Raw genomic sequence first — 10,524 nt, 5'->3', positions numbered from 1 at the left:
CCCCCCCCTCTTGTATTTTTTGTCGGCGGGCGGCCCCCCCGGGGGTGGGGGGCGCCCCAACCAGCCGATTACTCGGCACCTTCTTCGGCAGCAGAGGTCTTGGCGATGACGACTGCGTCGTCGTGGCCCTTGCCCAGCTTCAGTGCCGGGATTTCCACGCCAGCCGGCAGCTTCAGGCCCGACAGGTAGATCACGTCGCCAGCCTTCAGCTCGCCCAGGTCGACTTCGATCGACTCCGGCAGGTCCTTCGGCAAGCAAGCGATCGACACTTCCTTCAGCTCGTGGGTGACCAGCACGTCGGCAGCCTTGCCAGCCGGCGAGGTGTCTTCGTTGATGAAGGTCAGCGGCACCGAAGCGTGCAGCACTTCATTTTCGTTCACGCGCTGGAAATCCAGGTGCATGACCAGCTGCTTGTACGGGTGACGCTGCATGTCACGCAGCAGCACCTTGTGGATGGTGCCGTCGAGGTTCAGGTCGATGATCGACGAATAGAACCAATCGTTGAACTGGGCCAGCCAGATTTCGTTGTGGTTGAACTGGACCTTCACCGGCTCCTTATCGCCACCGTAAACGATGCCCGGGACCACGCCTTCGTGACGCAGGCGGCGGCTCGCACCCTGACCTTGCACGTCACGACGGGCGACTTTGATTTCGTGGGACTTTGCCATTGTTGACTACTCTAGGTTGTTGCATCGCCTCGCGGCGTTGCGTAAAGACTCTTCCGCGACCAGAAGAGCCCGTGATGATCCCCGGCAAGCCGGGGACCGGATGCATCAATCCACGTACATCGAGCTGACCGACTCACCGAAGGCGATGCGACGCATCGTCTCGGCCAGCATTTCGGCCACGCTGATCTGGCGGATCTTGGGACAGACGCGGGCCACTTCGGAAAGCGGAATCGTGTCGGTCACCACCAGCTCGTCGAGCTGGGAGTTGTTCAGGTTGTCCACCGCCGGGCCCGAGAGCACGGCGTGGGTGCAGTACGCGGCAACCTTCAGTGCACCGCGCGCCTTGAGGGCGGCAGCGGCAGCACACAGGGTGCCGGCGGTGTCGACGATGTCGTCGACCATCACGCAGGTCTTGCCTTCAACGTCACCGATGATGTTCATCACGGTGGCAACGTTGGCACGCGGACGGCGCTTGTCGATGATGGCCAGGTCGGCATCATCCAGGCGCTTTGCCACGGCGCGGGCGCGTACCACGCCGCCTACGTCCGGGCTGACCACGATCAGGTTGTCTGTGCCGTAGACACGCCAGATGTCGGCCAGCAGCAGCGGCGACGCATAGACGTTATCGACCGGCATGTCGAAGAAACCCTGGATCTGATCGGCGTGCAGGTCGACCGTGAGGATCTGGTCGGTATGCACGGCCGAGAACATCTTTGCAGCAACCTTCGCGGTGATCGGCACGCGCGAGGAGCGCATGCGACGATCCTGGCGGGCGTAGCCGAAGTACGGCACCACCGCGGTGACGGATGCAGCGCTCGCGCGCTTCAGCGCGTCGATGATCACCAGCAGTTCCATCAGGTTCTCGGCGCTCGGAGCACCGGTCGGCTGAACGACGAAAACGTCCTGCTTGCGCACGTTTTCCTGGATCTCGACCTGTACTTCACCGTCGGAGAACTTGGAAACCAGCGCCTTGCCCGGCCTTACCCCGAGTTCCTTGCAGATGCTCTGTGCAAGAGGTTTATTGGCATTGCCGGAAAAGACCAGCAGGTTCGGGGAATCTTGCATGACAGCTCTCTCGGGCGGGGGCGAGTAGCAAATGGAAACGTGAGTACTGCAGTGATGGCGCAGGTGTGACTGGCGCACATCCATTGCGCTTACAGCATTGGGAGTGTGTGGCAGGGGCGGTAGGATTCGAACCTACGAATGCCAGGATCAAAACCTGGTGCCTTGGGCCTCTTGGCGACGCCCCTGCATCAAACAATTCCCGTCGTATCCAGCGCATCCAGCAGTGGCGAGCGATCAACACCCGCAGCTACCCATGCTCGCAGTTGCGGCGGCAACTCCGCCAAGGCCTGCTCTGCAGCAGCGCGCGTGGCGAACTCGACGAAACAACCGCTTCCCGACCCCGTGAGTCGTGCCCGACCAATACCTGACAAGGCCTGGAACGTCGCCTCGATGGCAGGTTCCTGGCGCCGTAGTACCGGCTCGAACGCATTTCCGAGGACGGTCCCGGAAGCGAAGTCCGCTATTTTCACGGGCTTGGCATCCCGCGTCAAATGCTGTGAACGGAAAAGTTCAGCCGTGGGCACGTGAACCCCCGGATCGACCAGCAAATACCATGCTTCCGGCAATTCAATCGGCGTCAGCAATTCGCCCACGCCTTCTGCCCAGGCGCTGCGCCCGCGCACAAATACCGGTACATCAGCGCCCAGTCGGACGCCCAGGGCTGCCAGCGCGTCCTCGTCCAGACCGGTGCCCCATAGCGCGTTCAGCGCCACCAGCACGGTGGCCGCATCTGATGAGCCACCGCCAAAACCGCCACCGGCCGGGATCCGCTTTTCGACCCGGATATCGACACCTTTGTCGCAATTGGTGGCATTTTTAAGCGCAATGGCCGCACGAACCACCAGATCATCAGCCTCGGCAACGCCTGCAACGGACGGCCCGTCGCGATGCACTCGCCCATCTTCACGCAGACGCAGCCCGATGCGATCGCCCCAATCCAGCAACCGGAATACGGTCTGCAGCACGTGGTAGCCATCCGCGCGACGGCCGGTGATATGCAGAAACAGGTTCAGCTTGGCCGGGGCCGGCCAGTACGACCAGCCCGCTTCGTCAACAACGGCAGTCATGGCGCGTCCGAACCCCATTCATCCACGATCAGACGGACCTTGGCATCGCCGTTGACCACCTCGATCCGGCGCGGCAGCGACGGACGCCCGGCCTCGGCCGGATACCAGTCCAGGTAATCCACCTGCCAGCCCTGCTGGCGCAGCACCCGTGGCCGCCCTTCGGCGTCAAAACCGAGGTGTTCGGGGCTGGCGCCGGCACTTGGCAGGCCACGCACCCACTCGGCCAGCTGGGCGACCGGGATTTCCCAGCCAGTGGCCTGCAACAGCAGCTGGCCGGCGTCATCGGCCGTGCGCGGACCGCCATCAAGCCCCTCCAGGCGCACCGCCTGCCCAGGCTCGCCACCACTGAGTTGCCAGCTCTGGCGGGTCACTGGTGCAGCCAGGCTGACCTGATAGGCAGCCCCCTGCTGCAGCCAGTCGATCCGACCGTTGCCGCCGTTGCGCCCCTTGCTGATCGCCACCCGGCCCTGGAACGACCAGGTCGGCTGCGCCTGCAGGGCGGCCTGCCGTTGCTGTTCCACCGCCTGCGCCTGCGCGGACACTTGTTCCACTTCAGCCGCTACCGGCGCCGCCTGGCGCTTGGGCACCGAACCACAGGCCGCGAGCCCGCCCACCAACAGCAGCGCCACCGGCGCCCGCCACATCATTGCGTTCATACACCCAACTTTTCGATCGCACGCTGCAGCGCGCGGTTATCCGGATCCAGCTTGCGGGCCTCGTCGAAGAAGCGCCTGGCTTCGTCCTTCTGCCCCAGCACCCACAGCACCTCGCCAACGTGTGCGGCGATTTCCGGGTCCTTGTTCAAGCTCCAGGCGCGGCGCAGATGCACCAGTGCCTCGTCGTTACGGCCCAGCCGATACAGCACCCAACCATAGCTGTCGACGATGGCCGCATTGTCCGGCTCGGCGACGCGCGCACGGTCAATCAGCTCCAACGCCTCCTGGTAGCGCTGGGTGCGGTCGGCCAGGGTGTAACCCAGCGCGTTCAGCGCCGCCACGTTCTCCGGCTCGGCCACCAGCACCTTGCGCAGGTCGGCCTCGGCGCGCGGCACATTGTCGTTGCGTTCCCAGGCCAACGCGCGGGCGTACAGCAAGGCACTGTCATCCGGGAATGCAGCCAGGCCACGAGCCAGCACATCGAACTCGGCCTTGGTTTCGCCATCACGCAGTTGCAGCTCGGATTCAAGCAGATAGGCGTCGCGGCGCACATCGTCGTCCAGTGAGGCATCAGCCTGAATCAACTGCACCTCCTTGGACGCGCGCGCCTTGTCGCCCATCAGGTGCAGCGCGTTGACCGCACGCAGCTGCGCCTCACCACGATGCTCGCCACCGGGCACGCCGTGATACCAATCTACGGCTTCCTGGTAGCGCTTCAGGTATTCGGCGATCTTGCCCAGCAGCAGGCGCTGGTCCGGATCGGGCTTGCTGGCCTTGGCCGCGATGTCCTGATACAGCGCCAACAGGCCCGCATCGTCCTTCTGCTTGGCCAGCAGCGAGGCACGCATGCCCCAGCTCTGCAGGTTCTGCTCACCTACCGACAGCACATGCTCGGCGGCAGCGGTTTCGCCCAGGGTGTCATAGGCAACGGCCAGCGCGCCGCGCAGCTCCTCGTCCTTCTCCGCCTTGGGCTCGATGCCCTTGAGCAGGGCCAGCGCCTGGTCCTTCTTGCCGGCCTGGTTGAGCTGGGAGGCATGCAGCAGCGCCACCCGCGGCTCATCCGGGAAGCGCCGCACCACCTCGCCCACCATGCGCCGCGAAAGTTCAGGGCTCTCCATGCGCAGGGCCAGGCGGCCAAATTCCTGCCAGGCCTCCAGATCATTGGGGATCGCATTGGCATCCACCAGCATGCCCAGCACCTGTGCCGGCACCGCCGGGTCACGGCCGCCAGTGGCCAGCGCCAGCAGCGCATAGCGCCAGGCCCGTGGTTCAGGAGAGCGCAGTACCGCCAGCAGCTCCTTGCGGGCGAGCTTGGCATCGCCATTGCGCATGGCAAGCGCGCCGCGGGTGCCGCGCACCGCTACAGAGCCGGGGTCGCGCTGCGCCCACAGGGCCAGCGCCTGTTCGGCGCGGTCGGCGTCATCGGCCAGCATGGCGATGCGGGTGGCGCGTTCAGCCAGACCCACGTCGCCCTTGGCCTCCTGCGCGGCCTGCAGGTACCAGCGGGCCGCGTCGGGCAGCTTGCCAGCCTGCAGCGAGAATTCGCCGGCCAGCACCGGGGTCAACGGCAGGCCTTCAGCTGCCAACGGCGCCTGGGTTGGCGCAACCGGGGCCCCCAGCACCGGAAAAACCGGCAGGGAAAGCAACAGAACGGTGCATATGCGATTGAATACGGGCATCTGGCGCAACCGGGCCGTAAAATGGCGGCCTTCAACAGCCAGCAGCTTATCGCAAGCAACTGAACAGATGACCCTGTGGGTGCTCGGACTGAATCACCAGACTGCGCCGGTAGAACTGCGCGAACGCGCTGCCTTTGGCGGAGACGCCCTGCCGCGCGCGATGGATTCATTGCGACAGACCCCGCAGCTGGCCGAAGCAGTGCTGCTGTCCACCTGCAACCGCACCGAGCTGTATGCCGTTGCCGAGGACAGCAAGGCCCTGAGCCACTGGCTGGAACACCACGCCGGCAGCCTGCAGGGCTATCTCTACCAGCACAGCGACGCTGAGGCCGTGCGCCACCTGTTCCGGGTCGCGACCGGGCTGGATTCGATGGTACTGGGCGAACCGCAGATCCTGGGCCAGGTAAAAGATGCCTGGGCGCTTGCCCACGACAGCGGCGCAATCGGGCAACAATTGGACCGGTTGTTCCAGCAGACCTTCTCCGTGGCCAAACGTGCCCGCACCGATACCCGCGTCGGCGCCAATCCAATCTCGGTGGCTTCCACCGCGGTGCGGCTGGCGCAGGACTCGTTTGCGCGCATGGACGAATCCACCGTGCTGCTGGTCGGCGCTGGCGAAACCATGGAGCTGGTCGCCAAGCATCTGAGCGATGCCAAGGTGAAGCGCCTGCTCATCGCCAATCGCACCCTGGCCAATGCCCAGGACCTGGCCAGCCGTCACGGCGGCGTGGCACTGCCCTTGACCGAGCTGGAGCGCCATCTGGGCGAAGCCGACGTGGTGTTCTCGGCCACCGCGGCGCGCGAGCCGGTGATCCTGCACCGCCAGGTCGCCAACGCGCTGCGCCTGCGCCGGCACAAGCCGATGCTGCTGTTCGACCTGGCCGTGCCGCGCGATATCGATGCCGAGGTGGGCACGCTGGCCGACGCCTACCTGTACACCGTGGATGACCTGGAACGGGCCGTGGAAGAAAACCGCCGCGGCCGCCGCGAAGCCGCCGCCGAGGCCGAATCCATCATCGACCTGCAGGTCACCCGCTATCTGGAGAACCTGCGCGCGGCGCGCCTGCAGGCGCCGATCCGGCAACTGCGCGCGTTCGGTGAGGCCACCCGCGCCGAATTGCTGGCCAAGGCCCGGCAACAGCTGGCGCATGGCAAACTCCCCGACGAGGTACTGGAGCAGTTGGCGCACGGCCTGACCAACCGCCTGCTGCATCCGCCCACCGCCGCCCTGCGCCAAGCCGCACAGGATGGCGATACCGATCTCACCCGCGCCGCCGAGCGCCTGTTCCCGGCCACCCCCGGGTATCACCACCCCGCTGCGAGGAATGATGACGCCGACCCTGCGCCGTAAGCTGCTGGCACTGGCCGAGCGCCGAGAAGAACTGGAACGCCTGCTTTCCGACCCTGATGTGGTCGCTGACAACGAGCGCTTCCGCAATTTTTCCCGTGAGTTCTCGCAACTGGAACCCATCGCCACTGCATTGGCGAACGAAACCCGTGCGCTGGAAGACCTGGCCTCGGCCGAAGCCATGCGCAACGACCCGGAACTGCGCGAGCTGGCCGAGGAAGAAATCAGCGCCGCCCAGGCCCGTCTGCAGGCATTGGACGAGGAACTGGCACTGCTGCTGGTGCCGCGCGACCCGCGCGATGAAGGCAATCTGTTCCTGGAAGTGCGCGCCGGCACCGGCGGCGACGAGGCGGCGATTTTTGCCGGCGACTTGTTCCGCATGTACGCCCGCTATGCCGAGCGCCAGGGATGGAAGGTGGAAGTCGAATCCGACAACCCCGGCGAACACGGCGGCTACAAGGAAATCGTGGCACGCGTGGTTGGCCGCGGTGCCTATTCCAAGCTGAAGTTCGAATCCGGCACGCACCGTGTGCAGCGCGTGCCGGCCACCGAATCGCAGGGCCGCATCCACACCTCGGCAGCGACGGTGGCGATCATCCCCGAAGCCGACGATGTCGAAGACGTGGTGATCAACCCGGCGGATCTGAAGGTGGACACGTTCCGCTCCTCCGGCGCCGGCGGCCAGCACGTCAACAAGACCGAGTCGGCGATCCGCATCACCCACGTCCCCACCGGTGTGGTGGTGGAATGCCAGACCGAGCGCAGCCAGCACGCCAACCGCGACAAGGCGATGAAACGCCTGAAAGCGCAGCTGCTGGATGCCGAGCGCAGCAAGCAGGCCGCAGCCCAGGCCGAGTCGCGCCGCCTGCAGGTAGGCAGTGGCGATCGAAGCCAGCGTATCCGCACCTACAGCTTCCCGCAGGGCCGCATCACCGACCACCGAGTCGAAGGCCTGACCCTGTACGACCTGCCCAACATCATCGAAGGCGGCCTGGACGACCTGATCGCACGCCTGCAGCACGAACACCAGGTGGATGAGCTGGCGCGTTTGGCTGAAGGGACCTGAGGCCCAGCTCTCGCCCCCGCGCATAGCGCAGGCTTTGCTCCCTACCTTGCGCGTAGCGCAGGTTTTGCTCCCTCCCTTATGCGCAGCATAGGGGAGGGCTGGGGAGGGGTAGCTTTGGCTTTGGCTTTGGCTTTGGCTTTGGCCTTCACTACTGCCCCTGCATTTGGCCTTGGTCGCCAGCCCAGAGCAAAATCAAAAGCCCCCCTCCCCAACCCTCCCCTGCGCGCTGCGCAAGGGAGGGAGCAAAAGCCAGACCATGACCAACGAACGCGACCAGCTCCGCCATGCCGTCAACCGCCAACCCGGTGACTTCATCGCCTGGGTGATGCTGGCCGACGCGGAACTTGGCGCCGGCGATGTACGCGCAGGTGAAACAGCTGCATCCAGAGCACTGCAGCTGCGTCCGCAACACCCTGAAGCCCTCGCCCGACTCGGCCGCGCCCGCTGGATGCAGGGCAAGCACGACGAAGCCGCCACACTGCTGCAGCAGGCCTGCCAACTTGCTCCGCAACACCCCGGCATGGCCTTGTGGCTGGGTCACGTATTGGAAGACGCCAACCAGCCCGAAGCCGCCGCCGACGCCTATCGACGTGCGCATGCCCTGGCACCGGACGAAGCCTATATGGCCGCACAGCGCCTGAACTGGCAGCGCCGGCTCTGCGACTGGCGCGATATCGATGCACTTTCGCAGCAGGTGCAGCGCGCGGTAGCGCAAGGCAATCCCGCCGTGGAGCCCTTCGCCTTTCTCAGCGAAGACGCCAGCGCCGCCGAACAACTGGCCTGTGCGCGGCAACGTGCCAGCGTGCTGACCCAGTCCATTCCCCGCCTGCCGCCAACGCAGGTCCGTGCACAGGGCGCGCTGCGCGTCGGCTTCCTATCCAACGGCTTCGGTGCACATCCCACCGGCCTGCTGACGGTCGCCCTGTTCGAACAGCTGCGCGCGCAGCCGCAATTGCAGCTGCACCTGTTTGCACTCAACCGCGACGATGGCAGCAGCATCCGCGAACGCCTGCAGGCCGCTGCGGAGCAGTTGCACGACGTCAGCGGCCAGGCACATGCCGCGATAGCCCAGCGCATCCGCAGCGCCGGTATCGACCTGCTGTTCGACCTGCGCGGTTGGGGCGGCGGTGGCACGCCCGAGGTGCTGGCCATGCGCCCTGCTCCACTGCAGCTGAACTGGCTGGCCTATCCCGGCACGTCTGGCGCACCGTGGATCGACTACGCCGTCGCCGATGGGTTCGTGCTGCCATCTGCACTGGACTCAGGCTTCAGCGAAAAGGTGCTGCGCCTGCCGCGCGCCTTCCAGCCCTCGGACAACACCCGTATTGTTCAACCACCGCCCTCGCGCAGCGACTGTGGCCTGCCGGAAACCGGCGTGGTGTTCTGCTGCTTCAACAACAGCTACAAGCTCAATCCGCTCAGTGTCGAACGCCTGCTGCAGGTGCTGCTGGGCGTGCCCGGCAGCGTGCTGTGGCTGCTGTCCGGCCCGGGCAAGGCGGATCAGCGCCTGCAGCACATCGCCCACCAACGCGGCGTGGATCCAGCGCGCCTGGTGTTCATGCGCAAACTGCCGCATCCGCAGTATCTGGCCCGCTACCAGCATGCCGATCTGTTCCTGGACACACATCCGTACAACGCCCACACCACCGCCTCCGACGCGCTATGGGCTGGCTGTCCGGTGTTGACCGCGCCCGGAAACACGTTTGCCGCGCGGGTAGCCGGTAGCCTCAACCATCACCTAGGCCTGGACGACATGAATGTCGCCGATGGCCAGGCATTCATCGCCAAGGCAGTTGCGCTGGGCAACGATGCAGCCACCCTGCAGGCCACGCGCCAGCGGCTGGCCGAGGCGCGCGAGCGCAGCAGCCTGTTCGACATGGCCGGCTTCGCCAGCGACCTGACCCAGCTGCTGCAACAGCTTGCCGGCAGCCACGGCTGGCGTGGCGCTGACATTGGCTGACATGCGATTGGGTTAGGCTCGGCATTCCACAAGGAGTGACCATGGGCAAGCTCAAGCGCAAACAGTACGAAGCGTTGCTGGAACCGATGCAGCTGGAGTTGGCCAACATGGCCCGCTGGGCCCAGCACTGCGGGCAGCGCGTGCTGGTGTTGTTCGAAGGCCGCGATACCGCCGGCAAAGGCGGCGTCATCCAGGACATCGCCAAACACGTCAATCCACGCCAGTGCCGGGTGGTGGCCTTGCCCAAGCCCAGCGAACGCGAAGACAGCCAGTGGTATTTCCAGCGCCATATCGCACACCTGCCCGCCGCCGGCGAGATCGTGCTGATGGACCGCAGCTGGTACAACCGTGCTGGCGTTGAAAAGGTGATGGGCTACTGCACCGATGCACAGTACAAAGACTTCCTCAAGCAGGCTCCCGCGTTCGAGAAACTGCTGGTCGACGATGGCATCCTGCTGTTCAAGTACTGGCTGTGCGTGGACCAGGAGCAGCAGGAAAAGCGCTTTGCCGAGCGCCGCGATGATCCACTCAAGGGCTGGAAGCTGTCGCCGATCGATCTGAAATCGCGGCAGGAGTACAACGCCTACACCCAAGCCCGCGAAGCCATGCTGGAAGCTACCCACACCACACAGGCGCCGTGGACGCTGGTGGACTTCAATGACCAGAAACGCGGTCGCTTGACCCTGATCCGCGACCTGCTGGATCGCCTGCCGGATACCCACATCGACGAACCGGTGGTCGAGCTGCCACCACTGCCGGGCAAACCGAAGAAAGAAAAGTACGGGGTGGTGAAGCCGATTGCGCCGTTTGCAGTGGATGGTGAAGAAGCCGCCAAGCCATAGCGCGCCTCCAGCGCCTTGTAGTGCCGAGCCATGCTCGGCAGGAGCCTTCCCAGCCATGCTGCAGGAGCTGTAGGAGCGGCGTAAGCCGCGAATCTGACATTGCGTGGAGAGCTGAAAAACTCCCCCTCCCCAACCCTCCCCGGGGGGTCGGGGGGGGGGGGGGGGGGGGACGG

General features: G+C 65.4%; 9 protein-coding genes and 1 tRNA gene. 4 read left to right on the top strand and 6 right to left on the bottom strand.

What is annotated here, in order from left to right:
• Positions 1 to 68: 68 nt before the first annotated feature.
• The 6 genes from ACVOMF_RS19055 to ACVOMF_RS19030 all read right to left on the bottom strand — a co-directional run bounded on the left by ACVOMF_RS19055 (position 69) and on the right by ACVOMF_RS19030 (position 5,135).
• Entirely contained in the window at positions 69 to 668 is a 600-nt protein-coding gene (locus ACVOMF_RS19055; RefSeq protein WP_481510658.1) for a 50S ribosomal protein L25/general stress protein Ctc, read from the bottom strand.
• A gap of 105 nt (positions 669 to 773) precedes the next feature.
• Positions 774 to 1,733: a ribose-phosphate diphosphokinase gene (locus ACVOMF_RS19050; protein WP_282267136.1), complete on the bottom strand. Its 960-nt coding sequence runs from the start codon at positions 1,731 to 1,733 to the stop codon at positions 774 to 776.
• Between the two features lie 108 nt (positions 1,734 to 1,841).
• Positions 1,842 to 1,918: transfer RNA gene (locus ACVOMF_RS19045), tRNA-Gln, on the bottom strand.
• Between the two features lie 3 nt (positions 1,919 to 1,921).
• Positions 1,922 to 2,800 carry a 4-(cytidine 5'-diphospho)-2-C-methyl-D-erythritol kinase gene (gene ispE, locus ACVOMF_RS19040; protein ID WP_481510659.1) on the bottom strand — a complete coding sequence of 293 codons (879 nt, stop codon included), beginning with the start codon at positions 2,798 to 2,800 and terminating at the stop codon, positions 1,922 to 1,924.
• Positions 2,797 to 3,456 (bottom strand): lipoprotein insertase outer membrane protein LolB, encoded by a 660-nt coding sequence (gene lolB, locus ACVOMF_RS19035; RefSeq protein ID WP_481510657.1) that lies wholly within the window; start codon positions 3,454 to 3,456, stop codon positions 2,797 to 2,799. Before lolB ends, ispE begins: the two co-directional genes overlap by 4 nt.
• Positions 3,453 to 5,135: a tetratricopeptide repeat protein gene (locus ACVOMF_RS19030; protein ID WP_481510656.1), complete on the bottom strand. Its 1,683-nt coding sequence runs from the start codon at positions 5,133 to 5,135 to the stop codon at positions 3,453 to 3,455. Before ACVOMF_RS19030 ends, lolB begins: the two co-directional genes overlap by 4 nt.
• A gap of 67 nt (positions 5,136 to 5,202) precedes the next feature.
• Between ACVOMF_RS19030 and hemA the strand changes: the two genes are divergently transcribed.
• From hemA to ppk2, 4 genes are all read left to right on the top strand, one after another.
• Positions 5,203 to 6,486, top strand: a complete 1,284-nt coding sequence (gene hemA, locus ACVOMF_RS19025) for a glutamyl-tRNA reductase (protein ID WP_481510655.1) — start codon at positions 5,203 to 5,205, stop codon at positions 6,484 to 6,486.
• Positions 6,464 to 7,549, top strand: coding sequence for a peptide chain release factor 1 (gene prfA, locus ACVOMF_RS19020; protein ID WP_481510654.1), 1,086 nt, complete (start codon positions 6,464 to 6,466; stop codon positions 7,547 to 7,549). The genes hemA and prfA overlap by 23 nt, the downstream gene beginning before the upstream one ends.
• A gap of 256 nt (positions 7,550 to 7,805) precedes the next feature.
• A complete protein-coding gene (locus ACVOMF_RS19015; protein WP_481510653.1) occupies positions 7,806 to 9,509 on the top strand; it encodes an O-linked N-acetylglucosamine transferase, SPINDLY family protein in 1,704 nt (567 codons plus the stop codon).
• Between the two features lie 41 nt (positions 9,510 to 9,550).
• Positions 9,551 to 10,351: a polyphosphate kinase 2 gene (gene ppk2 / locus ACVOMF_RS19010; protein WP_481510652.1), complete on the top strand. Its 801-nt coding sequence runs from the start codon at positions 9,551 to 9,553 to the stop codon at positions 10,349 to 10,351.
• Positions 10,352 to 10,524 lie beyond the last annotated feature (173 nt).

The organism is Stenotrophomonas sp. STEN022 (assembly GCF_056760155.1).
Note: the sequence above shows the minus strand (reverse complement) of the source record. Positions and strands in the feature narration are given on the sequence as shown.